At 62.2% G+C, this 21,766-nt stretch carries 24 protein-coding genes; 10 read left to right on the top strand and 14 right to left on the bottom strand.

Features of this window, described 5'->3' with window-relative positions:
* Nucleotides 1-23: 23 nt before the first annotated feature.
* A complete protein-coding gene (locus F3J45_RS10545) occupies nt 24-1,220 on the bottom strand; it encodes a methionine gamma-lyase (RefSeq protein WP_167061356.1) in 1,197 nt (398 codons plus the stop codon).
* Nucleotides 1,221-1,347: 127 nt separating this feature from the next.
* Between F3J45_RS10545 and F3J45_RS10540 the strand changes: the two genes are divergently transcribed.
* The 6 genes from F3J45_RS10540 (at nt 1,348) to F3J45_RS10515 (ending at nt 3,559) form a co-directional block, all read left to right on the top strand.
* The gene (locus F3J45_RS10540; RefSeq protein WP_167061353.1) at nt 1,348-1,827 is read left to right on the top strand and encodes an Lrp/AsnC family transcriptional regulator; all 480 of its coding nucleotides are present in this window, start codon (nt 1,348-1,350) and stop codon (nt 1,825-1,827) included.
* A 67-nt stretch (nt 1,828-1,894) separates the two neighbouring features.
* The gene (locus F3J45_RS10535; RefSeq protein ID WP_167061350.1) at nt 1,895-2,035 is read left to right on the top strand and encodes a hypothetical protein; all 141 of its coding nucleotides are present in this window, start codon (nt 1,895-1,897) and stop codon (nt 2,033-2,035) included.
* Complete coding sequence (locus F3J45_RS10530) at nt 2,032-2,388, top strand: hypothetical protein (protein WP_370526365.1); 357 nt, start codon at nt 2,032-2,034, stop codon at nt 2,386-2,388. Before F3J45_RS10535 ends, F3J45_RS10530 begins: the two co-directional genes overlap by 4 nt.
* Entirely contained in the window at nt 2,385-2,648 is a 264-nt protein-coding gene (locus F3J45_RS10525; RefSeq protein ID WP_205299717.1) for a bacteriocin immunity protein, read from the top strand. The genes F3J45_RS10530 and F3J45_RS10525 overlap by 4 nt, the downstream gene beginning before the upstream one ends.
* Nucleotides 2,645-2,827 carry a hypothetical protein gene (locus tag F3J45_RS10520; protein ID WP_167061341.1) on the top strand — a complete coding sequence of 61 codons (183 nt, stop codon included), beginning with the start codon at nt 2,645-2,647 and terminating at the stop codon, nt 2,825-2,827. Before F3J45_RS10525 ends, F3J45_RS10520 begins: the two co-directional genes overlap by 4 nt.
* 63 nt (nt 2,828-2,890) lie before the next feature.
* Complete coding sequence (locus F3J45_RS10515; protein WP_205300473.1) at nt 2,891-3,559, top strand: RES family NAD+ phosphorylase; 669 nt, start codon at nt 2,891-2,893, stop codon at nt 3,557-3,559.
* 31 nt (nt 3,560-3,590) lie between these two features.
* On the opposite strand, the gene F3J45_RS10510 is transcribed toward F3J45_RS10515, so the two are convergent.
* The 4 genes from F3J45_RS10510 to F3J45_RS10495 all read right to left on the bottom strand — a co-directional run bounded on the left by F3J45_RS10510 (nt 3,591) and on the right by F3J45_RS10495 (nt 8,224).
* Nucleotides 3,591-4,223 (bottom strand): hypothetical protein, encoded by a 633-nt coding sequence (locus F3J45_RS10510; RefSeq protein ID WP_205300472.1) that lies wholly within the window; start codon nt 4,221-4,223, stop codon nt 3,591-3,593.
* A 155-nt stretch (nt 4,224-4,378) separates the two neighbouring features.
* Nucleotides 4,379-6,280 (bottom strand): sulfate adenylyltransferase subunit CysN, encoded by a 1,902-nt coding sequence (gene cysN / locus F3J45_RS10505; RefSeq protein ID WP_167061339.1) that lies wholly within the window; start codon nt 6,278-6,280, stop codon nt 4,379-4,381.
* A 16-nt stretch (nt 6,281-6,296) separates the two neighbouring features.
* Entirely contained in the window at nt 6,297-7,214 is a 918-nt protein-coding gene (gene cysD, locus F3J45_RS10500) for a sulfate adenylyltransferase subunit CysD (RefSeq protein WP_054884652.1), read from the bottom strand.
* Between the two features lie 251 nt (nt 7,215-7,465).
* Nucleotides 7,466-8,224, bottom strand: coding sequence for a Nif3-like dinuclear metal center hexameric protein (locus F3J45_RS10495; RefSeq protein WP_167061336.1), 759 nt, complete (start codon nt 8,222-8,224; stop codon nt 7,466-7,468).
* Between the two features lie 169 nt (nt 8,225-8,393).
* Here F3J45_RS10495 and algW point away from each other — a divergent pair, with 169 nt between their 5' ends.
* Entirely contained in the window at nt 8,394-9,554 is a 1,161-nt protein-coding gene (gene algW, locus F3J45_RS10490) for a Do family serine endopeptidase AlgW (protein ID WP_167061333.1), read from the top strand.
* 95 nt (nt 9,555-9,649) lie between these two features.
* On the opposite strand, the gene F3J45_RS10485 is transcribed toward algW, so the two are convergent.
* The 4 genes from F3J45_RS10485 to F3J45_RS10470 all read right to left on the bottom strand — a co-directional run bounded on the left by F3J45_RS10485 (nt 9,650) and on the right by F3J45_RS10470 (nt 13,800).
* A complete protein-coding gene (locus F3J45_RS10485) occupies nt 9,650-10,366 on the bottom strand; it encodes an amino acid ABC transporter ATP-binding protein (protein WP_370526366.1) in 717 nt (238 codons plus the stop codon).
* Nucleotides 10,367-10,424: 58 nt separating this feature from the next.
* Nucleotides 10,425-11,495, bottom strand: coding sequence for an amino acid ABC transporter permease (locus F3J45_RS10480; protein ID WP_205299741.1), 1,071 nt, complete (start codon nt 11,493-11,495; stop codon nt 10,425-10,427).
* Between the two features lie 37 nt (nt 11,496-11,532).
* Complete coding sequence (locus F3J45_RS10475; RefSeq protein ID WP_167061324.1) at nt 11,533-12,711, bottom strand: amino acid ABC transporter permease; 1,179 nt, start codon at nt 12,709-12,711, stop codon at nt 11,533-11,535.
* A gap of 66 nt (nt 12,712-12,777) precedes the next feature.
* Nucleotides 12,778-13,800 carry an amino acid ABC transporter substrate-binding protein gene (locus F3J45_RS10470; RefSeq protein WP_205299742.1) on the bottom strand — a complete coding sequence of 341 codons (1,023 nt, stop codon included), beginning with the start codon at nt 13,798-13,800 and terminating at the stop codon, nt 12,778-12,780.
* A 337-nt stretch (nt 13,801-14,137) separates the two neighbouring features.
* On the opposite strand from F3J45_RS10470, the gene F3J45_RS10465 reads away from it, so the two are divergent.
* Entirely contained in the window at nt 14,138-14,794 is a 657-nt protein-coding gene (locus tag F3J45_RS10465; protein ID WP_167061318.1) for an alpha/beta hydrolase, read from the top strand.
* 100 nt (nt 14,795-14,894) lie between these two features.
* Nucleotides 14,895-16,367 (top strand): ATP-dependent RNA helicase RhlB, encoded by a 1,473-nt coding sequence (gene rhlB / locus F3J45_RS10460; protein WP_167061315.1) that lies wholly within the window; start codon nt 14,895-14,897, stop codon nt 16,365-16,367.
* 129 nt (nt 16,368-16,496) lie between these two features.
* Here the strand turns inward: rhlB and moaE are convergent, their stop codons facing one another.
* From moaE to F3J45_RS30080, 5 genes are all read right to left on the bottom strand, one after another.
* Nucleotides 16,497-16,943, bottom strand: coding sequence for a molybdopterin synthase catalytic subunit MoaE (moaE, locus tag F3J45_RS10455; protein WP_167061312.1), 447 nt, complete (start codon nt 16,941-16,943; stop codon nt 16,497-16,499).
* 2 nt (nt 16,944-16,945) lie between these two features.
* The gene (locus tag F3J45_RS10450; protein WP_167061945.1) at nt 16,946-17,191 is read right to left on the bottom strand and encodes a MoaD/ThiS family protein; all 246 of its coding nucleotides are present in this window, start codon (nt 17,189-17,191) and stop codon (nt 16,946-16,948) included.
* On the bottom strand, nt 17,191-17,661 hold the full coding sequence (moaC, locus tag F3J45_RS10445; RefSeq protein WP_167061309.1) for a cyclic pyranopterin monophosphate synthase MoaC: 471 nt from the start codon (nt 17,659-17,661) through the stop codon (nt 17,191-17,193). The genes F3J45_RS10450 and moaC overlap by 1 nt, the downstream gene beginning before the upstream one ends.
* Nucleotides 17,662-17,804: 143 nt before the next feature.
* Entirely contained in the window at nt 17,805-19,199 is a 1,395-nt protein-coding gene (locus F3J45_RS10440; RefSeq protein ID WP_167061306.1) for a PhoH family protein, read from the bottom strand.
* Between the two features lie 280 nt (nt 19,200-19,479).
* Complete coding sequence (locus F3J45_RS30080) at nt 19,480-20,607, bottom strand: polysaccharide deacetylase family protein (protein WP_167061303.1); 1,128 nt, start codon at nt 20,605-20,607, stop codon at nt 19,480-19,482.
* 136 nt (nt 20,608-20,743) lie between these two features.
* Here F3J45_RS30080 and yaaA point away from each other — a divergent pair, with 136 nt between their 5' ends.
* Entirely contained in the window at nt 20,744-21,523 is a 780-nt protein-coding gene (gene yaaA / locus F3J45_RS10430; protein ID WP_167061300.1) for a peroxide stress protein YaaA, read from the top strand.
* The last annotated feature ends 243 nt before the right edge of the window (nt 21,524-21,766 follow it).

Below are 21,766 nucleotides of genomic sequence, written 5' to 3'. Positions count from 1 at the left end.
TGCTTCGCGGGGCAAGCCCGCTCCTACAGGCAAGCCGCCAACGCCTGCGCCACATCCGCCAACAAATCCTCCACATCCTCCAACCCCACCGACAACCGCACCAACCCCTCGGATATCCCGTGATGCGCCCGTTGTTCAGGCGTATAGCTGGAATGGGTCATGCTCGCCGGGTGCTGCGCCAACGACTCGGCATCGCCCAGGCTTACGGCACGGGCAAATAGCTGCAGCGCGTTCATGAAGCGCCTCCCCGCCTCGATCCCGCCCTTGAGCTCGAAAGCGATCATCCCGCCCGGTAGGCGCATCTGCCGCTGCGCCAGCGCGTGCTGGGCAAACGATGCCAGCCCCGGGTAATGAATCAGCTCCACCTGTGGCTGCCCGGCCAGAAACTCGGCCACCTGCTGGGCATTAGCACAATGGCGGTCCATGCGCAGGGCCAGGGTCTTGATCCCGCGCATCAACAGCGACGCATCGTGGGGCGAGAGCACCGCGCCGGTCATGTCCTTGAGCCCCTCCAGGCGAATCCGGTCGATCAGCGCCTTGCGCCCGACCACCAGGCCTGCGGTGATGTCACCATGGCCGTTGAGGTACTTGGTGGCTGAGTGCACCACCAAGTCAGCCCCCAGTTCCAGTGGCCGTTGCAGGTACGGCGTGCAGTAGGTGTTGTCGACGACAATATGCAGGTCGTGCCCCCGCGCGGCCTGAGCAACCGCCGCGATATCCACCAACTGCATGTTCGGGTTCGCCGGTGTTTCGAAGTAGATCATCCGGGTTTTTGGGGTGATCGCAGCTTTCAGCGCCTCGGCATCGTTGAGGTCCACATGCCGCACCTTGACCCCGAATTCCCCGATGCCGTGGTGCATGTAGGCAAAGGTGCAGCCATACACCGTCCGCCCGACAATCAATTCATCACCCGGGCGCAGCAGGGTCCACAAGGTCGAGGTTATGGCCCCCATGCCCGAGGCCAGCGCCAAGCCCGCCTCGCCACCCTCCAGCGACGCCATGCGCTGCTCCAGCAACGCCAGGGTCGGGTTGGAAATGCGGCTATAGAAGTGCCCACCCTCCTCCCCGGCAAAGCAGGCAGCGCCGTACTCGGCGGTTGGGAAGGCATAGGTTGCGGTTTGATACACAGGTGGCACCAGGGCGCCGCCATGGGAAAGCGGGTCGTAGCCGTGGTGAATGGCGCGGGTGGAAAAACCGGTGTTGTTATGGGAGTCGCGCATGGCAACAGCCTCTGGTGGTTTGTTCTAAGCTTATGCCACCAGGCCAGCAGAATTTTTCCAAACTTGCCCACGGTTTCTGGCTTGCCTTGGAAAGAACACAATAAAAACCGCCCCAGGAGGGCAAAGCATGCCTTCAAGCCTCGACCGCACCGACCGCGCCCTGCTCGCAGCCCTGCAGAACAATGCCCGCCTGACCGTATCGGAACTGGCCGACCAGGTCGCGCTGACCACCTCGCCCTGCTGGCGGCGGGTCAAGCTGCTGGAAGACAACGGCTACATCACCGGCTACCAGGCCATCCTGTCGCCCAAAGCGCTGGGGTTTGGGGTGACGGCGTTCGTCAGCATCATGATGGACTCACATACCAAGGACATGGCCCTGGCGTTCGAGCGCAGGCTGATGGAAATTCCCGAAATCGTGGCGTGCCATAACATCTCCGGGCGGTATGACTTTCTGTTGGAGATACTGGCACGGGACCTGGAATCGTTTGGGGAATTTACCCGCGAAGTGCTGCAGCGGCTGCCGGGGGTGAAAGAGATCTACTCAAGTTTTTCCTACAAGGCGGTTAAGGAAAAACGGGTGATTCCTGTGTCTGAAACGCATATTTGAATCGAACTATCCGATGCAGTGAGGATACCTTTACTGATTAAAACATCGCGATAAACAACAATAATAAATGCCCGACATCATCGATCCTGCGGCCTTGAGTTTGGCGGAGTGCTTTCAGCTGAAGGAACATTCCTACAATGTCATCAAAAAAACCTTACGCCAAATGCAGCACGGTGAATATTCCCATCCCAAACCAGCAAAGCCATGATCCATGCATCACTTCAAGAGAGAACCGCGGTCATGGCCATGCACCTCCCAGAGCACATCGCAACCAAGCTGGCAGAGCAAACCTTCGCCAGTTTCGACGATTTCTCCCAGTCCTTCTGGATGGCCCTCGCCGAGGACCCGGTCTACTCCAAGCAATTCGTCACCTCGCAACTCAACCGCCTCAAGCAAGGCTGGCCACCCCGCGCGCCGTTCGGTGAAACCGCCAAAGGCGTGCGCAACTATCAGGTCTGCCACCTGGACCCACCCGCCTTCGGCGGTGCGATGTACAGCGCTGAAAACCTGCGAATCATGAGCGCCCTGCAGTACGCGCTGTCGTCGGAGGTGCAGTGGTGATCAGTCAAAAGTACAGCCTTGCCGATTACACCTGCGCCGAGTTCAAGGTGGTGATCGAGGAACTGCTCCAGGCCTCTGGTACCTCGGCCTGGCAGGATCGGCTGCTTGAGCACTTCATCGACATCACCGAGCACCCGGGTGGCTCGGACCTGCTCTATTACCCAGCCAATGAACTGGAGGGCTGCGCCATGGGTGTGATCGCACGTATCATTGCCTGGCGAAAATCAAAGGGCCTTCCCCTGTTCAAGGACGCGCAATGAAAACGCCGGTATGGATGCTGCTGTTGCTTCTCTCGGGTTGTACCAATGGCGATTTCTTTCTGTTGCCCAGCCAGCAGGACCTGAAATTTGCCTGCGACATGGACCCCTACAAACAAGGGTGCGAACGGCGAAGTGACTATGATCGGCACTTCAAGTCCGTCGAGGGCAAGAAGGGCTAGGTAATCTATGTCATTCAATTCGCACACTCTGCCGACACCGCCGCGATTGATCGGAGGTATCGCATGAGCAAGACGGCAATGCAGCCCGAAAACACAATCGCCAGGCAAGTACTGGAAACCCTGAAATGCTATCCGGAACTGGTGCGTCAGTTAGCCGGAGGTACAGTACTGCACCGCGTTCAGCCCTCTCGCTACGATGCCAACCCCGTGCACTATCGCGCTGACTCCGATACGCGCTATGCCGATCCCACCAAGCAGGTTGGGGTCTACTATCTGGGTTTTACCGAAGCAGTTGCGATCGCCGAATCTTTCCAGCCTGGGCAAGGCGTCGACGACCAGTCCGTCAGCCTTCGGCAACTTCAGCAAACGTCTCTGCATCGGCTCAAGACAGCACGCGTGCTGAACGTGGTCGACGTGGCAGCGCTGGCAAACAGAGCCACTTACCATAAAGTGCGAGATATCGTGCAAGCCAAGGGACAGGGGCGTGAGGGATACGCACTTACCCAAAACTTAAGCCAAGCGTGCATGGCGATCGCCGAGGTCGATGGTCTTCTTTACCAGTCAGCAGTCTACACCGTGACCGGTTCGCTGGACGGATGCAATCTTGTCCTGTTCGAGGGCCGGAAGCGTCAAGTCGAAGCAGTTAGCCACCAGCGGGTAATGGAAGCGTTGCTATCCAATGGCGAAACAGCCATAGAGCTTTTGGAAAGCCTAGGTGTAGTGCTGGAGTGAGCACCTGGCGGACCTCCCACGAAGCCCGCCTTCACTGCCCCGCCATCAGCGCATTGCGGTAATCACGCGTGATGATTTCCAACGCCACAGGGTCATCCAGCACTTCGAAACGCGGCATAACGTTACTCGGCTCGCCTGGGTCGGAATAGTCCATCCTGCCCACCAGATGCTGAACAAGCGTATTCATCGCTTCGGTATCAGCAGGATCGACATCCAACGATGAAATCAATGCCTCGATAACCGGCCTTGGCTTGTTTCCCGAAAATTGAAACGATGGGTAGAACTTTCTGCGATTGCCTGTGTTGGTGTATGCCAGCAGCTTCCCAGCCTTGGCCTTCTGACTCAATGCTTGCTTGGTAATACCCAGGATCTCGCAAGCCGCTTTGGCATCAAGCAGTTCACAACGGCTGGCCACCCGCTCGAAGGCCCGCGCCTTCATCCGGGCCACAGCCTCTTGATTGCGCGTTGCGATACTGCGCTTGGCCTCGACCTCCACCTTGGCGAGGGCTGCAAATGCCTTTTCGTCAGCGAGCGCCACGGCCTTCAACACCACAACCGCTGACGCTCGTTCAAGATGCTCCTCGAAGCGCTCCCGCAAGGCTGCCTTGGCCGCCTCGACATGCGCGAGCGCAGGATGCATGGCATCGTGGGTGATCACACTCATGGGGCCTCCTCAGGGCCTGAATAGCCCCTGTGCGGATAGGCTAGGATGCCTTGCGATACCTGTCAACTTGTCAATTTGTCTAAACGTAAACCAGGCAGTCATTCAACAGGTACAAAAAACCCCGCCGAAGCGGGGTTTTTCATCTTCAGCAATGCTTAGATCGCGCCACGCTGACGCAGCACATCCAGCACCTGTTTCACGCCTTCCTCAACGCTGGTGTTCTGGGTATCGATCACCAGGTCAGCATCCAGCGGCACATCGAACGGGAAGCTCTCACCCGGGATGTTGTCGCCACCGGCGGCATACAGGCCCTGTGGGTCGCGCTCGCGGCAGGCCAGTGGCGAGGCCTGTACGTAAACGGTCACCAGGCGGTCCTTGCCGATCAGCGCCTTGGCCTGCTCGCGGCCTTCGGCGTCCGGGGCAACGAAGGCCGCCAGGGTCAGCAGGCCGGCTTCGTTGAACTGGCGCGCCACATGGGCGGCGCGGCGCCAGTTCTCGGTGCGGCCGGCGCGGTCCTGGGGCAGGCCCTTGTTCAGGTCGTGGCGCAGGTTCTGGCCATCGAGCACATACACCGCACGGCCCATGTCGAACAGCTTGCGCTCCACGGCGTAGGCCAAGGTGCTCTTGCCAGCGCCGGACAGGCCGCTGAACAGCACGGTGGCCGGCTGCTGGCCGAAGCGCAGGGCGCGCTCTTCGGTGGCCACGTGAGCCTGCTTGCCATGCTGGCCGGTGCTGCCATGGGGCAGCACTGGCGGCGCGATGATCATGCCGGCGCCGACGGTGCCGTTGGTCAGGCGGTCGATGACGATGAACGCGCCAGTGGTGCGGTTGCTGTCGTAACCGTCCAGGGCGATCGAGGTGTCCAGGGCAACCTTGACCCGGCCAATCTCGTTCAGTTGCAGGGCACTGGCAGCGCCCTGCTCCAGGGTGTTCACATCAACCTTGTGGGTGATGCTGGCAATCGAGCCCGGCACATAGCTGGTGGCGCGCTTGATGTCGTACTTCTTGCCCGGAAGCATCGGCTCCTCGGCCATCCACACCAGCATGGCGTCGAACTGGTCGGTCACTGGCGGTACGTTGTCGGCATGCACCAGCAGGTCACCACGGGAGATGTCGATCTCATCTTCCATGGTCAAGGTCACGGCCTGGCCTGGGCCGGCGTTTTCCAGTTCACCTTCGTAGGTGACGATGGACTTGACCCGGCTGCTCTTACCCGACGGCAGCACCACCACTTCGTCACCCTTGTGCACCACGCCGCTGGCGATGGTGCCGGCAAAGCCGCGGAAGTTCAGGTTCGGGCGGTTGACGTACTGCACCGGGAAGCGCAGGTCGGTGAAGTTGCGGTCGGCCGAGACTTCGACGGTCTCAAGAATTTCCATCAGGGTCGGGCCTGCGTACCACGGCGAGCGCTCGCTGTGGTTGACCACGTTGTCGCCCTTGAGCGCCGACATCGGCACGAAGTGCAGGCTGCTTGGCTTGAGGTCGATGGCGTCGGCGAACTTCAGGTAATCGGCCTTGATCGACTCGAACACGCCTTCATCGAAGCCTTTGAGGTCCATCTTGTTGACCGCGACCACGATGTGCTTGATGCCCAGGAGCGAGGCGATGTAGCTGTGGCGGCGGGTCTGGGTCTGCACGCCATAGCGGGCATCGACCAGGATGATCGCCAGGTCGCAGGTGGACGCACCGGTGGCCATGTTGCGGGTGTACTGCTCGTGGCCCGGAGTGTCGGCAATGATGAACTTGCGCTTGGCGGTAGAGAAGTAGCGGTAGGCGACATCGATGGTGATGCCCTGCTCGCGCTCGGCCTGCAGGCCGTCGACCAGCAGCGCCAGGTCGACTTCCTCGCCGGTGGTGCCGACCTTCTTCGAATCGCGAGTGATGGCCTCGAGGTGGTCCTCGTAGATCATCTTCGAGTCGTGCAGCAGGCGCCCGATCAGGGTGCTCTTGCCGTCATCCACGTTACCGCAGGTGAGGAAACGCAGCAGTTCTTTACGCTCGTGCTGAGCCAGATAAGCGAGGATGTCTTCGCTGATCAAATCGGATTGGTGCGACATGGAGTAACCCTGAAAATTAGAAGTAGCCCTGACGTTTCTTGTCTTCCATGGAACCGGCGCCATCGTGGTCGATGACCCGGCCCTGGCGCTCGGAAGTGCGCGTCAGGAGCATTTCCTGAATGATGTCGGTGAGCGTTTCGGCTTCCGACTCGACAGCGCCCGTCAATGGGTAGCAGCCAAGGGTACGGAAACGCACCTTCTTCTTGACGATACGCGCCTTCTCTTCCTCGGACAGGTGCTCGAGGATGCGGTCGTCGTCGATCATGATCAGGGTGCCGTTCTTCTCGATGACTTCACGCTCGGCGGCGAAATACAGCGGCACGATCGGGATGCCTTCGAGGTAGATGTACTGCCAGATGTCCAGCTCGGTCCAGTTCGACAGCGGGAACACGCGAATCGACTCGCCCTTGTTGACCTTGCCGTTGTACACGTTCCACAGCTCTGGGCGCTGGTTCTTCGGGTCCCAGCGGTGCTTGCTGTCACGGAACGAGTAGACGCGCTCCTTGGCCCGCGACTTCTCTTCATCGCGGCGCGCGCCACCGAAGGCCGCGTCGAAACCATGCTTGTCCAGCGCCTGCTTCAGGCCCTGGGTCTTCATGATGTCGGTGTGCTTGGAGCTGCCATGGGTGAAGGGGTTGATGCCCTGCGCCACACCCTCGGGGTTGACGTGGGTGATCAGCTCCAGGCCCATTTCCTCGACCATCTTGTCGCGGAAGCGGTACATTTCCTGGAATTTCCACTGGGTGTCGACGTGCATCACCGGGAACGGCAGCTTGCCCGGGAAAAAGGCCTTGCGCGCCAGGTGCAGCATCACGGCGGAATCCTTGCCGATCGAGTACAGCATCACCGGGTTATCGAACTCGGCGGCCACCTCGCGGATGATATGGATGCTTTCCGCCTCCAGCTGTTTCAAGTGCGTCAGTTTGTCGACCATGGCTACTCACGAAAAACGATCTTATGGACGGCCTGCGGGCCGTGTTCGAGCGAGCCACTTTATCACAGCGGCTGATTCTATTTAGGCGGGGGGCTAGATCGAAAAGGTCTAACGATATGACTAGGGGTTTGGGCTTGCAGGCCCGCCCCCTTCGCGGGCAAGCCCGCTCCCACAGAGGCCCGCGCCATCCTGAAGATTGACACCGAACCTTGTAGGAGCGGGCTCGCCCCGCGAAGCAGGCGACGCCGCTCTCAGATCGGGTTAGGGCAATCGATGAACAAGTGCTCCAGGGCAAAGCGCCGCGCCAGGTAATCCCCCAGGGCCTGCACGCCATAGCGCTCGGTGGCATGGTGCCCGGCGGCGATGAAGCTCACGCCGTTTTCGCGGGCACTGTGGTAGGTCTGCTCGGAGGCCTCGCCAGTCAGGTACAGGTCCACGCCTGCGGCAATCGCCGTGTCGATATACCCCTGCCCGCCCCCGGTGCACCAGCCAACCCGGCGGATCATCTCATCGCCCTCGACCAGCAGCGGCTCGCGCCCCAGCACTTCCTGCACGCGGCGGGCGAAGTCACGGGCGGTGACCGGCTCGGCCAGCGAACCGACCAGCCCGACCACCTTGGGGTTGGCCGGGTCCAGTGGGCCTTCCACGGTGATGTCGAGCTGGCGCGCCAGCTGCACGTTATTGCCGACCTCAGGGTGCACATCCAGCGGCAGGTGGAACGCCAGCAGGCTGATGTCGTGCTTGAGCAGGGTCTTCAGGCGGCGTTGGCGAATGCCGGTGACACACGGGTTCTCGCCCTTCCAGAAGTACCCATGGTGCACCAGGATCAGATCGGCCTGGGCCTCGACCGCGGCGTCCAGCAGCGCCTGGCTGGCCGTGACGCCGCTGACGATGCGGCTGACCTGCGGGCGGCCCTCGACCTGCAGGCCGTTGGGGCAATAGTCCTGGATCTTCGCGCTGCCCAGGTAGCGCTCGGCTTCCTCGACCAGGGTGTTGAGAGCGACGGCCATGAAAATCTCCTCGAAAACTGCGCTTTTCTCGGGCGCAACGCCTGAAGAACGCCCGTATAATGCCGGCCATTATGGGCCGTCGTCGGCATCGGGGGAACCGGTGTATAGTCGCGCGCGTTCATGCCCCACTGCGCGGCCACAGGCGCCGGCTCTTTTCCAGGATTCGTTCATGTTCAAGGCTTTGCGTTACTTTGGCTGGCCCCTGCTCACCGGCGTGCTGATCGCCATGCTGATCATCCTGCGCTACCCGGAGTGGGTCGGCCTGCCCAGCCAGGACGTCAACCTGCAGCAAGCCCCGCAAACCACGCGCATCATGCAGGGCCCGGTGTCCTATGCCGACGCCGTGACCCTGGCCGCCCCGGCGGTGGTCAACCTGTACACCACCAAAGTGGTGAACAAAAGCTCCCACCCCTTGTTCGAAGACCCGCAGTTCCGCCGTTTCTTCGGCGACAACCTGCCCAAACAGCGGCGCTGGGAGTCGAGCCTGGGTTCGGCGGTGATCATGAGCCCCGAGGGCTACCTGCTGACCAACAACCACGTCACCAGCGGCGCCGACCAGATCGTCGTGGCCCTGAAAGATGGCCGCGAAACCCTGGCCCGGGTGATCGGCAGCGACCCGGAAACCGACCTTGCGGTGCTGAAGATCGACCTGAAGAACCTGCCGGCCATCACCATCGGCCGTTCCGACAACATCCATATCGGGGATGTGGTGCTGGCCATCGGCAACCCGTTCGGCGTTGGCCAGACCGTGACCATGGGCATCATCAGCGCCACCGGCCGCAACCAGCTGGGCCTGAACAACTACGAAGACTTCATCCAGACCGACGCGGCAATCAACCCGGGCAACTCCGGCGGCGCGCTGGTCGATGCCAACGGCAACCTGGTGGGCATCAACACAGCGATTTTCTCCAAGTCCGGCGGTTCCCAGGGCATTGGCTTCGCCATCCCGATCAAGCTGGCGCTTGAGGTGATGAAATCGATTGTCGAGCACGGCCAGGTGATCCGTGGCTGGCTGGGCATCGAGGTACAGCCGCTGAGCCAGGAGTTGGCTGAGTCGTTCGGCATGCAGGGCCGCCCGGGTATCGTGGTGGCGGGCATCTTCCGCGATGGCCCGGCGCAGAAGGCCGGGTTGCAGCTCGGTGACGTGATTCTGAGCATCAACGGCGAGCCGGCTGGTGACGGGCGCAAGTCGATGAACCAGGTGGCGCGGATCAAGCCGAACGAGAAGATCAGCATCGAAGTGATGCGCAACGGGCAGCAGTTGAAGCTGATTGCCGAGGTGGGGCTGCGCCCGCCGCCGGCACCGGCTGCCAACCCGGAAGACAAGTAAAGCTATCGCGAGCTACGCTCGCTCCTACAGGGGTAGGCGCCCCAGGGTAGGAGCGAGCAAAGCTCGCGAAGGGCCGCAAAGCGGCCCCAATCACATCAATGCAAGATCTGGCTAAGGAACAGCTTGGTCCGGTCACTGCGCGGCCGGTCGAAGAAATCATCCGGTGCCGCCTGCTCCACGATCTCCCCCTTGTCCATGAAGATCACCCGGTTGGCCACGGTGCGGGCAAAGCCCATCTCGTGGGTCACGCAGAGCATGGTCATGCCGTCTTCGGCCAGGCCGACCATGGTGTCGAGCACTTCCTTGACCATTTCCGGGTCCAGCGCCGAGGTTGGCTCGTCGAACAGCATGATCTTCGGCTTCATGCACAGCGCCCGGGCAATTGCCACGCGCTGCTGCTGGCCACCGGACAACTGCCCCGGAAACTTGTGCGCCTGCTCCGGAATGCGCACGCGTTCCAGGTAGTGCATGGCAATTTCCTCGGCCTTGCGCCGGGGCATCTTGCGCACCCACATCGGCGCCAGGGTGCAGTTCTCAAGAATGCTCAGGTGCGGGAACAGGTTGAAGTGCTGGAACACCATGCCCACCTCGCGGCGGATCGCCTCGATCTGCTTGAGGTCGTTGGTCAGCTCCACGCCATCGACCACGATACGCCCCTGCTGGTGCTCTTCCAGGCGGTTGAGGCAGCGGATGGTGGTCGACTTGCCCGAGCCCGACGGCCCGCACAGCACGATACGCTCGCCCTGGCGCACGTTGAGGTTGATGTCCTTGAGCACATGGAACTGGCCGTACCATTTGTTCACGCCCTGCATCTGGATGATGCCTTCGGGGCCGGCCGCTTGTTTGATCGCTTCACTCATTTGCAAACTCCTAACGCTTGTGGCCAGTGTCCAGCTTGCGCTCCAGGTGCATGGAGTAGCGGGACATACCGAAACAGAAAATCCAGAACACCAAGGCAGCGAACACATAGCCCTCGGTGGCCATGCCCAGCCAGGCCGGGTCGGCAGCGGCTTGCTTGACGCTGTTGAGCAAGTCGAACAGGCCGATGATGATCACCAGGCTGGTGTCCTTGAACAGGGCGATGAAGGTGTTGACGATGCCGGGGATCACCAGCTTGAGCGCCTGCGGCAGAATCACCAGGCCCATCGCCCGCCAGTAGCCCAGGCCCATGGCCGCGGCCGCTTCGTACTGGCCCTTGGGAATGGCCTGCAAGCCGCCGCGCACCACCTCGGCCACATAGGCCGACTGGAACAGGATGACCCCGATCATCGCCCGCAGCAGCTTGTCGAAGCTCATGCCCTCGGGCAGGAACAGCGGCAGCATCACTGACGACATGAACAGCACGGTAATCAGCGGCACGCCGCGCCAGAACTCGATGAAGGTCACGCACACCACTTTCACCGCGGGCATTCGCGAACGTCGGCCCAGGGCCAGCAAGATGCCCAGTGGCAAGGCGCCGACGATCCCCACGGTGGCGATCACCAGGGTCAGCATCAGCCCGCCCCACTGGCTGGTGGCAACGTTGCTCAGGCCGAGCAACCCGCCGTGCAGCAGGGTATAGGCCAGCACCGGGTACAGCACCAGAAAGCCCAGGCCATACATGGCCTTGCGCGGGAAGCGCTTGATGAACAGCGGCGCAGCGCCGAGTACCGCCAGCCACACGGTGAGGTCGACGCGCCAGCGCAGTTCGGCCGGGTAGTAGCCATACATGAACTGGCCGAAGCGCTGCTGCACGAACACCCAGCAGGCGCCCTGCTTGGTGCAGTCGGCGCGGGTGGTGCCGACCCAGTTGGCGTCGATCAACGCCCACTGCACCAGCGGCGGCACGATCAGCCACACCAGGTACACGGCGAACAGGGTCAGCAGGGTGTTGAGCCAGCTGGAGAACAGGTTTGCACGCATCCATGCGAGCACGCCGACGGTTTTCACCGGTGGCGGCATGTCGGGTTTGAAAACATGGGCATTCACGGGCGTATCCTCACCGCTCGATCAGCGCGATGCGCTTGTTGTACCAGTTCATCAGCAGCGAAATGCTGATGCTGATGGCGAGATAGACACTCATGGTGATGGCGATCACCTCGATGGCCTGGCCGGTCTGGTTGAGCACGGTTCCTGCGAACAGCGAAACCATCTCTGGGTAGCCGATACCGGCTGCCAGCGACGAGTTCTTCGCCAGGTTCAGGTACTGGCTGGTCAGCGGCGGAATGATCACCCGCAGTGCCTGGGGGATGATCACCTTGCGCAGGGTTGGGCCCTCGCGCAGGCCCAGCGAGTGGGCCGCTTCGGTCTGGCCGTGGCTCACCGAGCGGATACCGGAGCGCACGATCTCGGCAATGAAGGCTGCCGTGTAGATGGTCAGCGCCAGGGTCAGCGCCAGCAGTTCGGGAATCAGCACCCAGCCACCGACGAAGTTGAAGCCTTTCAACTGCGGCACTTCCCAGTGCAGCGGGCTGCCGAACAGCAGCGCGCAGGCGCCGGGAATCACCACGAGCAGCGCCAGCCCCACCCAGAACTTGTGGAACGGCTCACCGGTTTCGTCGAAGCGCCGGTTGGCGTAACGCACCATCGCCACCACGGCCACCAGCGCCACCAGCACGGCCACCGCGAACGGCCAGAAGCCCTCGGCCATGGAAGCACCGGGCATGTTCAGGCCGCGGTTGCTGATGAAGAAGGTGTCGTCGATATTGATGCTGCCCCGTGGCCCCGGCAGGGTCAGGAACACCGCGAAGTACCAGAACAGGATCTGCAGCAGCGGTGGAATGTTGCGGAAGGTTTCCACATACACCGTGGCCAGCTTGTTGATCATCCAGTTCGGTGACAAGCGCGCCACACCGATGACGAAACCCAGCAGGGTAGCCAGGATCACGCCGATGAAGGTTACCAGCAGGGTGTTGAGCAGGCCGATGACGAACACCCGCGCATAGCTGTCGGATTCCACGTAGGGAATCAGGTGCTGGGCGATGCCGAAGCCGGCGCTGCGTTCAAGGAAGTCGAAGCCCGAGGTGATGCCCCGGTGTTGCAGGTTGGTTTGCGTGTTGTGGAACAGGTACCAGCCCAGGCCCACCACGAAGATGATCGTGAGAACCTGGAACAGCCACGCGCGCACACGTGGATCGCTCAGGGACAAGCCCTTTCGTGCGCCGATTTGATTTTGCATGAAGTGCCCCGAAAAGTAGGGATTCGAACAACCTGCGGCGGCGGAATGCCGCCGCAGGTGCAACCATCAGCGCACAGGGGGCGCGTACTGGATGCCGCCGTTGTTCCACAGGGCGTTCATGCCACGGTCGATCTTCAGGTCGGTGCTCTGGCCCAGGTTCTTCTCGAACACTTCGCCGTAGTTGCCGACTTGCTTGACGATCTGCACTACCCAGTCTTTGGGCAGCTTGAGGTCCTTGCCATACTCACCGTCGGCCCCCAGCAGGCGGGCGACGTCCGGGTTCTTGGTGGCCTTGGCTTCGGCCTCGACATTCTTCGAGGTGATGCCGGCCTCCTCGGCGTTGAGCATGGCGAACAGGGTCCACTTGACGATGCTGAACCAGTCTTCATCGCCCTTGCGCACCACCGGGCCCAGCGGTTCCTTGGAAATGGTTTCCGGCAGCACCACGTAGTCGGCCGGCGCAGCCAGCTTGGAGCGCTGGGCGAACAACTGCGACTTGTCCGAGGTCAGCACGTCGCAGCGGCCAGATTCCAGCGACTTGGCGCTCTCGTCGGAGGTGTCGAAGGTGATCGGGGTGTACTTCAGGTTGTTGGCGCGGAAGAAGTCCGACACGTTCAGCTCGGTGGTGGTACCGGCCTGGATGCAGATGGTCGCGCCATCGAGCTCCTTGGCGCTGGAAACGCCGAGCTTCTTGTTCACCAGGAAGCCCACGCCGTCGTAGTAGGTGACACCGGCGAACACCAGGCCCATGCCAGCATCGCGCGAGCTGGTCCAGGTGGTGTTGCGCGACAGCACGTCGACTTCACCCGATTGCAGCGCGGTAAAGCGTTCCTTGGCGTTGAGCTGGCTGAACTTGACCTTGGTCGCGTCGCCGAACACGGCGGCGGCCACGGCGCGGCACACGTCAGCGTCGATGCCGACGATCTTGCCTTGCGCATCAGGTACCGAGAAGCCTGGAAGACCGTCGCTCACGCCACACTGGACGAAGCCCTTCTTCTTTACCGCATCCAGGGTGGCGCCGGCCTGGGCATTGCTCACGGCGCCCAGCGCGGCGGCAGCGGTCAGGACTGCCAGGGTGGTTTTCAACATCTTCATCTACAACCTCCAAATCGCTCTTGTTGTACGAGCCGGAATTGCACCGCACCCTTATGAGGCGCATCCGACCCTTGTTGGCTTGTTCTTGGGTCAATTGGCGCAATGGGCTGTTCTATGACAGCCTTCGCGTGCAAAGGGTGTTACCGTCGGCAATCGCCCTGTGCATCGAAGGTTGAATAGCAAAGCGCATACCACATTTGTCGGCTGTAGCGTTTAAGCTTTCGTCAAGTAGGAAAAGTTGTATCGTTGCGACATTCTTTTTCTGACAATCAGATCCCCTGCCTTCTTTTCACGCACTCCTTATATAGGCACGCACACTTTCGGAGCAGTCATGACCCAACCGCTGATTCTCGAACCACAGAAAACCGCAGACGCCTGTGTGATCTGGTTGCACGGCCTGGGCGCCGACCGTTACGACTTCCTACCTGTGGCCGAATTCATGCAGGAACGCCTGCTCAGCACCCGCTTCATCATGCCCCAGGCCCCAACCCGCCCGGTGACCATCAACGGCGGCTACGCCATGCCCAGTTGGTACGACATCAAGGCCATGACCCCGGCCCGTGCCATCGACGAGGCGCAGCTGGAGGAATCGGCCGAGCAGGTCATCGCCCTGATCAAGGCCGAACAGGCCAAGGGCATCAACCTGTCGCGGATCTTCCTCGCCGGCTTCTCCCAGGGCGGCGCCGTGGTGCTGCACACTGCCTTCGTGAAGTGGCAGGAAGCGCTGGGCGGGGTGATCGCCCTGTCCACCTATGCCCCGACCTTCAGCGACAGCCACCAGCTCAGCGCCTGCCAGCAACGCACCCCGGCGCTGTGCCTGCATGGCGTGCACGACCCGGTGGTGATCCCGTCCATGGGCCGCACGGCGTTCGAATACCTGAACACCTGGGGCGTGGCCGCGCGCTGGCAGGAATACCCGATGGAGCACGAAGTGGTGGTCGAGGAACTGGGTGACATCCATGACTGGCTGAGCAAGCAGTTGCAATAAGCCGGTTCACCTGTCGTTGTGGGCGCTTTGTGCTACGCCGCGCCCATTTCTTGCATTACACTGCCCGGCGTACATTCCTTAACCAGTTGATGAGACGATCGTGCTCAAGGCACTCAAGAAAATATTCGGCAAGGGAGACGCCGCGCCGCAGGCCGTCGCTCCTGCTGCCAGCGTGACGCCGCCACCGGCGCCCGCGCCCCTCGCACAGCCCGAGCCCAGCCCCGCCCCCAAGCCGGCCACGCCTCGCGCCAAACCCGCCGCCCAGGCTGAAGTGCCGGTCGCTGCCGAGGCCCCGGTGGAAAAACCAGCCAAGGACAAACCGCGCCGCGAACGCAAGCCCAAGCCACAGGCCAGCCTGTGGAAGCCTGAAGATTTCGTGGTCGAGCCCCAGGAAGGGAAAACCCGCTTCCACGACTTCAAGCTGTCCAATGAGCTGATGCACGCCATCCACGACCTCGGTTTCCCGTACTGCACGCCGATCCAGGCACAGGTGCTGGGCTTCACCCTGCGTGGCCAGGACGCCATCGGCCGGGCCCAGACCGGCACCGGCAAGACGGCCGCGTTCCTGATCTCGATCATCTCCCAGCTGCAGCAGACGCCACCGCCCAAGGAACGCTACATGGGCGAGCCGCGGGCGCTGATCATCGCGCCAACCCGCGAGCTGGTGGTCCAGATCGCCAAGGACGCCGTGGCCCTGACCAAGTACACCGGCCTGAACGTCATGAGCTTCGTGGGCGGCATGGACTTCGACAAGCAGCTCAAGGCCCTGGAAGCGCGCCACTGCGACATCCTGGTAGCCACCCCGGGCCGCCTGCTGGACTTCAACCAGCGCGGTGAGGTGCACCTGGACATGGTCGAGGTGATGGTGCTGGACGAAGCCGACCGCATGCTCGACATGGGCTTCATCCCCCAGGTGCGGCAGATCATCCGCCAGACCCCGCCCAAGAGCGAGCGCCAGACCCTGCTGTTCTCCGCCACCTTCACCGATGACGTGATGAACCTGGCCAAGCAGTGGACCACCAACCCGGCCATCGTCGAGATCGAGCCGGAGAACGTTGCCAGCGAAACCGTGGAACAGCACGTGTATGCGGTGGCCGGCAGCGACAAGTACAAGCTGCTGTACAACCTGGTGACCCAGAACAAGTGGGAACGGGTGATGGTGTTCGCCAACCGCAAGGACGAGGTGCGGCGCATCGAGGAAAAGCTGGTGCGCGACGGCATCAATGCCGCGCAACTGTCGGGCGACGTGCCGCAGCACAAGCGTATTCGTACCCTGGAGAACTTCCGCGAGGGGCGCATTACGGTGCTGGTGGCCACCGACGTGGCCGGGCGTGGGATTCACATCGATGGCATCAGCCACGTGATCAACTTCACCCTGCCGGAAGACCCGGATGACTACGTGCACCGCATTGGCCGTACCGGCCGTGCGGGCAGCAGCGGTGTGTCGATCAGCTTTGCCGGCGAGGATGACTCGTACCAGCTGCCGGCGATCGAGGAGTTGCTGGGACGCAAGATCAAGTGCGAAATGCCGCCGGACGAGCTGTTGAAGCCAGTACCGCGCAAGCACCACTGAAAGCCCGGCCTTACCTGGCCTGGTAGGAGCGAGCGCAGCTCGCGATGCGCCGCGCAGCGGCGCTGAACGCCTGGCGGCGTATCGCGAGCTGCGCTCGCTCCTACGGAATCTGTGTCTGCCTGTCAGGGGCTACCAACGCCCAGCGGCGTCCTGGTCGCTTTGCCTGCCTTCCACCCACCTTGGCCCTTCCTGGGTCGTTTCCTTCTTCCAGAACGGCGCGCGGGTTTTCAGGTAATCCATGATGAAGTTGCAGGCCTCGAACGCGGCCTGCCGGTGAGCACTGGCCACGCCAACGAACACGATCGGCTCACCCGGCTCCAGCGCCCCGATGCGGTGCAACACCTCGACCTTGAGCAACGGCCAACGCTGCTCGGCTTCGGCCACGATCTTGCCCAAGGCCTTCTCGGTCATGCCCGGGTAGTGTTCGAGAAACATCCCCGCCACTTCCCGGCCATCGTTGAAATCGCGCACATAGCCAACGAAACCGACCACGGCGCCCACACCCACGTTCGCCGCATGCATGGCATTGGTTTCAGCCCCCGGGTCGAACGGCGCCTCTTGCACTCGAACGGCCATGCTCAACCCCCGGTCACCGGTGGGAAGAACGCCACGTCGTCGCCCTCCTCCAGCGGCTCGTCAAGCCGGCACAGCTCTTCATTGCGCGCGCACATCAGGTTCTGTTCGGCCAGCACCGCATAGTGCCCACCCTTGGCCAGCAGGGCCTGGCGCACATCGTCGAGTACCTTGAACTCGCCGTCCAGGCGCTCGGCATCGATGCCCAGCAACTCCCGGTAACGGGCGAAATACATCACCTTGACCTTCATCACGCCTCCACCTTGTAGTGGCCGCTCTTGCCACCGACTTTTTCCAGCAGGCGCACCTGCTCGATGACCATGCCCTTGTCCACCGCCTTGCACATGTCGTAGATCGTCAGCGCGGCTACGCTGGCGGCTGTCAGTGCCTCCATCTCCACCCCGGTCTGCCCCGCCAGCTTGCAACGGGCGACGATGCGCACCGCATCCTGGCCATCGGCGCCAAGCTCGACCTTGACGCTGGTCAGCATCAGCGGATGGCACAGCGGAATCAGGTCGCTGGTCTTCTTCGCCGCCTGGATGCCGGCAATGCGGGCTACGGCGAACACATCGCCCTTGGGGTGCTCGCCATCGACGATCATCTGCAAGGTCTGCGGCAACATCCGCACCCGCGCCTCGGCCACGGCCTCGCGCTCGGTCACGGCCTTTTCGGTGACGTCGACCATGTTGGCGCGCCCCTGGGAATCAAGATGTGTCAGCACTGCTCTGCTCCTGTGGAGGGAGTCCGCAGTGTAAACCCGTGGGTCAGGTTTGCGCAGAGATATGTATCGGCAGGTCCGGCCTCTTCGCGGGGCAAGCCCGCTCCTACAAGAGCGGGCTTGCCCCGCGAAGAGGCCAGAGGCGGTTACAAGTGAGACTCGGCGTACTCGGCCAGCACCGAACGTGGCACACCCTGCAGGGTGATGTGCACGCCATGGGGGAAGTCCTTGAAGCGCTCGGTCAGGTAGGTCAGGCCCGAGCTGGTCGCGGACAGGTACGGCGTGTCGATCTGTGCCAGGTTACCCAGGCACACCACCTTGGAGCCCGAGCCGGCCCGGGTGATGATGGTCTTCATCTGGTGCGGTGTCAGGTTCTGGCACTCGTCGATCAGGATCAGGCTCTGCTGGAAACTGCGCCCGCGAATGTAGTTCAGCGATTTGAACTGCAGCGGTACCCGCTCAAGGATGTATTCCACGCTGCCATGGGTGCTCTCGTCATCCATGTGCAAGGCTTCGAGGTTGTCGGTGATGGCGCCCAGCCAAGGCTCCATTTTCTCCGCCTCGGTGCCCGGCAGGAAGCCGATTTCCTGGTCCAGCCCCTGCACGCTGCGGGTGGCGATGATGCGCCGGTAGCGCTTGCTGACCATGGTTTGCTCGATGGCCGCGGCCAGGGCCAGGATGGTCTTGCCGGAACCGGCGGCGCCGGTCAGGTTGACCAGGTGGATATCCGGGTCAAGCAGGGCGAACAGCGCCAGGCTCTGGTGGATGTCCCGAGGTTTCAGGCCCCAGGCCTCCTGGTGCAGCAGCGGTTCCTGGTGCAGGTCGAGCAGCAGCAGTTCGTCGTTGCGGATACCTTTTACCCAGCCGACGAACCCTTGCTCGTCAATGATGAACTCGTTGATGTGCACCGCAGGCAGGTTGTCGATCATCTGCACCCGATGCCAGGTGCGGCCACGCTCCTGGCGGGTATCGACCTTGCTCACGCGGTCCCAGAACGACCCGCTGACCGAGTGATAGCCCTTGGACAGCAAGGACACGTCGTCAACCAGCTGGTCAGTGCTGTAGTCCTCGGCGGCGATCCCGCAGGCACGCGCCTTCAGGCGCATGTTGATATCCTTGGTGACCAGCACCACGTCCAGGTCGGTGCGCCGGCTACGGACTTCGAGCAGGGTGTTGATGATGATGTTGTCGTTGAGGTGTTCGGGCAGCAACTTGCTGGGTTCGTTGCGCGGGCTCATCAGAATCGACAGGAAGCCCTTGGGCCCGCTCTTGCCCCGCTGGATCGGCACGCCCTGCTCGACATCGCTGGGCGAGGCGTCACCGAGGGTCTGGTCGATCAGGCGGATGGCCTGGCGGCATTCGGCGGCGATGGTCTGTTTGCCAGTCTTGAGCTTGTCGAGTTCCTCCAGCACCGTCATGGGAATGGCGACGTGGTGCTCCTCGAAGTTGAGCAATGCGTTGGGGTCGTGAATCAGGACGTTGGTATCGAGCACATAGAGGATTGGCTTGCTGGAGGAAGGGTTGCGTCCTTGGTCATCCATACTCGGTCACCTTATGTCGAAGCCACACGGCGAGGTCTGTTGCGCCGCAGAGTGACTGCCGGTCTTCCCGTATCCGCGTTGTTACGGGCGGGAAGCGAACCTGCCGAGGTGGGCCTGGATGACGCCACCTGTGCTGCAGGAATCGGCTGTCTGGTTTCTTCATACCGCAAAAGCCATGACCGGAAAAAGCATTTTTACGTGTTTTTGAAGTTTATTTTTCCGAATGACGAAGAGGCCTTGGCGACGCCCCCTGGGGGGTCTACAGTCAGAAGTCATACCCCTATTCGCGATAAGCGTAATCGCGGCAGTCCTCCCAACCGATCCCGCTTTGCGCCGTGTTGCGCAGCAACCACTCCACGGCCGGTTGCGCATTGGGCAAGGTGTCGTGCAGCTGGATCACGCCCTTGCGCCACAGCAGCATCAGGGTGATCACGCGCTGGGCCGAGCCCTCGGCGGTCAGCGGGCCGTCGTCCTGGGCATCGATATCCCACAGGGAAACCTGCAACTGCTGGCTGGCCATGAACGCCTCGCCATCGGCCCGGCGCTGCCCGTAGGGCGGGCGGAACAAGGGCACGTACTGCTCGGGCAAGTCGGCCTGGACCCGCGCCTGGGCGCGCCGGATCGAGTCCTGCCAGCCTTGCCACTGGGCGTGCGAGCGGTATTCCCAACCCTGGATCCCCACGCATTGCCCGGCATACAACTGCCCCAACGCATTGGCCGGGCCGCTGTCACGGCGTTGCTGCACGCGGTTGCCCAGCACGAAGAAGGTGCCCTGCAATTTCTGGCTGCGCAGGTATTCGGCCAGGGCATCGGTGCTGCCGCCATCGGGCCCTGGGCCGCCAACGAAGGTCAGCAGGAACATGCGGTCGTTCAATTCATCGCCATTGCGCTCACGGCTGGAAAGGCGCTCCACCTCGCTGGTGGTTTGCGGAAGCAGCGCGGCCTTGCGCAGTTGCTCGTCCAGGTAGCGAACGTGGAACTGATGGCTGGGCTCGACCCACCCGGTATAGAACTCGCCGACATCGGTGGCGAATGTGGCGGCTTTGGTGCGTAAATCCGCCATGGAGTCGACCAGGTAGCAGAACGAGGCATCCTGCTCGCAGCTAAGCTGCGCCTGCTGGTAGCCCTGCCACAGCCGCTGCCACATCTGGGCCCGCACGGCGCGGATCTTCTGCAAGTTGATCTGGCGCAAGCCCAGGCGCGCAGCCAATGCGCCATCGCTGAGCAGCTCGCTTTCATGCAGCACCCGGGCAAAGGAGAGGATTTCGGCACGCGAAGCCACATCGAACAAGGCCGGGCTGTCCAGCTGTTCAGGCCACAGGCTGCGGTCGATGCTGGCGGGGGGAATGGGGGCGGCCTGGGCGGCCAGGCTCAGCAAGGTGGCCAGCAAGGCAACGGCAATACGCACGATGAGTCTCTCCGTGACAGCCAAACGGGCACTATAGCGCCTGGAAAGGCGATGGTCTGTGACTATCGTCGGCATAGATTGGACTTGCCGGGCCCACCCCGTAGAATTGCCGCCAACGATGCCAGGAGCCGACCCGATGCTGACGGTGATTTCCCCCGCCAAGACCCTCGATTACGACACCAAGCCGGTCACCGACCGCTTCACCCTGCCGCAGTATCTGGACGATTCCCAGGCACTGATCCTGCAACTGCGCGAGCTGTCGCCGGCGCAGATCAGCGAACTGATGCACCTGTCCGACAAGCTCGCCGGCCTGAACGCCGCGCGTTTCGGCAGCTGGACCCCGGACTTCACCCCGGCCAATGCCAAGCAGGCGTTGCTGGCGTTCAAGGGCGACGTGTACACCGGCCTGGACGCCGAAACCCTGGCCGACGATGACTTCAGCTACGCCCAGGACCACCTGCGCATGCTGTCGGGCCTTTACGGCCTGCTGCGCCCGCTGGACCTGATGCAGCCCTACCGCCTGGAAATGGGCACCAAGCTGGCCAACGCCCGCGGCAAGGACCTGTACGCCTTCTGGGGCACGCGCATCAGCGAATGGCTGAACCAGGCCCTGGCCGACCAGGGTGACGACCTGCTGCTGAACCTGGCCAGCAACGAATACTTCAGCGCGGTGAAGCGCAGCGCCCTCAAGGGCCGGGTAATCAACGTCGACTTCAAGGACTGGAAGAACGGCCAGTACAAGATCATCAGCTTCTACGCCAAGAAAGCCCGCGGCATGATGAGCCGCTTCGTGATCCAGGAGCGGGTCAACGACCCGCAGCAGCTCAAGCAGTTCGATGTGCAGGGGTACTACTACAGTGCCGAGCAGTCGAAGGCGGATCACCTGGTGTTCCTGCGCGATCACCCGGCTGACTGACCGTATCGAACCCACTCGCTCGCGCAGGAGATCACCCAACCCTGCGCAATACGATTACCTGTAGGAGATCACCCAGCCCTCTTGGGGCTGCGCTGTCGCGCAGCAAACATGATGGTGCACGACTTCATATCTGCGTTGGCGCTGACATTTTGCAAAAGAAAAGGCGTCTGGCCCGTTAGGGCCAGACGCCTTTTGCTTTGTTAGGGTTCGAGCGCGCGGGACAGAGATCGTAACCGGCACTGG

Source organism: Pantoea sp. Ap-967 (genome assembly GCF_011752565.1).
In the GTDB taxonomy this organism is placed as follows: Bacteria; Pseudomonadota; Gammaproteobacteria; order Pseudomonadales; family Pseudomonadaceae; genus Aquipseudomonas.
Note: the sequence above shows the minus strand (reverse complement) of the source record. Positions and strands in the feature narration are given on the sequence as shown.

Bases quoted from the DNA above. Each gene is read 5' to 3' on its own strand.
- F3J45_RS10545 (WP_167061356.1), bottom strand. From the start codon at position 1,220: ATGCGCGACTCCCATAACAACACCGGTTTTTCCACCCGCGCCATTCAC.
- F3J45_RS10540 (WP_167061353.1), top strand. From the start codon at position 1,348: ATGCCTTCAAGCCTCGACCGCACCGACCGCGCCCTGCTCGCAGCCCTG.
- F3J45_RS10535 (WP_167061350.1), top strand. From the start codon at position 1,895: ATGCCCGACATCATCGATCCTGCGGCCTTGAGTTTGGCGGAGTGCTTT.
- F3J45_RS10530 (WP_370526365.1), top strand. From the start codon at position 2,032: ATGATCCATGCATCACTTCAAGAGAGAACCGCGGTCATGGCCATGCAC.
- F3J45_RS10520 (WP_167061341.1), top strand. From the start codon at position 2,645: ATGAAAACGCCGGTATGGATGCTGCTGTTGCTTCTCTCGGGTTGTACC.
- F3J45_RS10515 (WP_205300473.1), top strand. From the start codon at position 2,891: ATGAGCAAGACGGCAATGCAGCCCGAAAACACAATCGCCAGGCAAGTA.
- F3J45_RS10510 (WP_205300472.1), bottom strand. From the start codon at position 4,223: ATGAGTGTGATCACCCACGATGCCATGCATCCTGCGCTCGCGCATGTC.
- cysN (WP_167061339.1), bottom strand. From the start codon at position 6,280: ATGTCGCACCAATCCGATTTGATCAGCGAAGACATCCTCGCTTATCTG.
- cysD (WP_054884652.1), bottom strand. From the start codon at position 7,214: ATGGTCGACAAACTGACGCACTTGAAACAGCTGGAGGCGGAAAGCATC.
- F3J45_RS10495 (WP_167061336.1), bottom strand. From the start codon at position 8,224: ATGGCCGTCGCTCTCAACACCCTGGTCGAGGAAGCCGAGCGCTACCTG.
- algW (WP_167061333.1), top strand. From the start codon at position 8,394: ATGTTCAAGGCTTTGCGTTACTTTGGCTGGCCCCTGCTCACCGGCGTG.
- F3J45_RS10485 (WP_370526366.1), bottom strand. From the start codon at position 10,366: ATGCAGGGCGTGAACAAATGGTACGGCCAGTTCCATGTGCTCAAGGAC.
- F3J45_RS10480 (WP_205299741.1), bottom strand. From the start codon at position 11,495: ATGCCGCCACCGGTGAAAACCGTCGGCGTGCTCGCATGGATGCGTGCA.
- F3J45_RS10475 (WP_167061324.1), bottom strand. From the start codon at position 12,711: ATGCAAAATCAAATCGGCGCACGAAAGGGCTTGTCCCTGAGCGATCCA.
- F3J45_RS10470 (WP_205299742.1), bottom strand. From the start codon at position 13,800: ATGTTGAAAACCACCCTGGCAGTCCTGACCGCTGCCGCCGCGCTGGGC.
- F3J45_RS10465 (WP_167061318.1), top strand. From the start codon at position 14,138: ATGACCCAACCGCTGATTCTCGAACCACAGAAAACCGCAGACGCCTGT.
- moaE (WP_167061312.1), bottom strand. From the start codon at position 16,943: ATGGCCGTTCGAGTGCAAGAGGCGCCGTTCGACCCGGGGGCTGAAACC.
- F3J45_RS10450 (WP_167061945.1), bottom strand. From the start codon at position 17,191: ATGAAGGTCAAGGTGATGTATTTCGCCCGTTACCGGGAGTTGCTGGGC.
- F3J45_RS10440 (WP_167061306.1), bottom strand. From the start codon at position 19,199: ATGGATGACCAAGGACGCAACCCTTCCTCCAGCAAGCCAATCCTCTAT.
- yaaA (WP_167061300.1), top strand. From the start codon at position 20,744: ATGCTGACGGTGATTTCCCCCGCCAAGACCCTCGATTACGACACCAAG.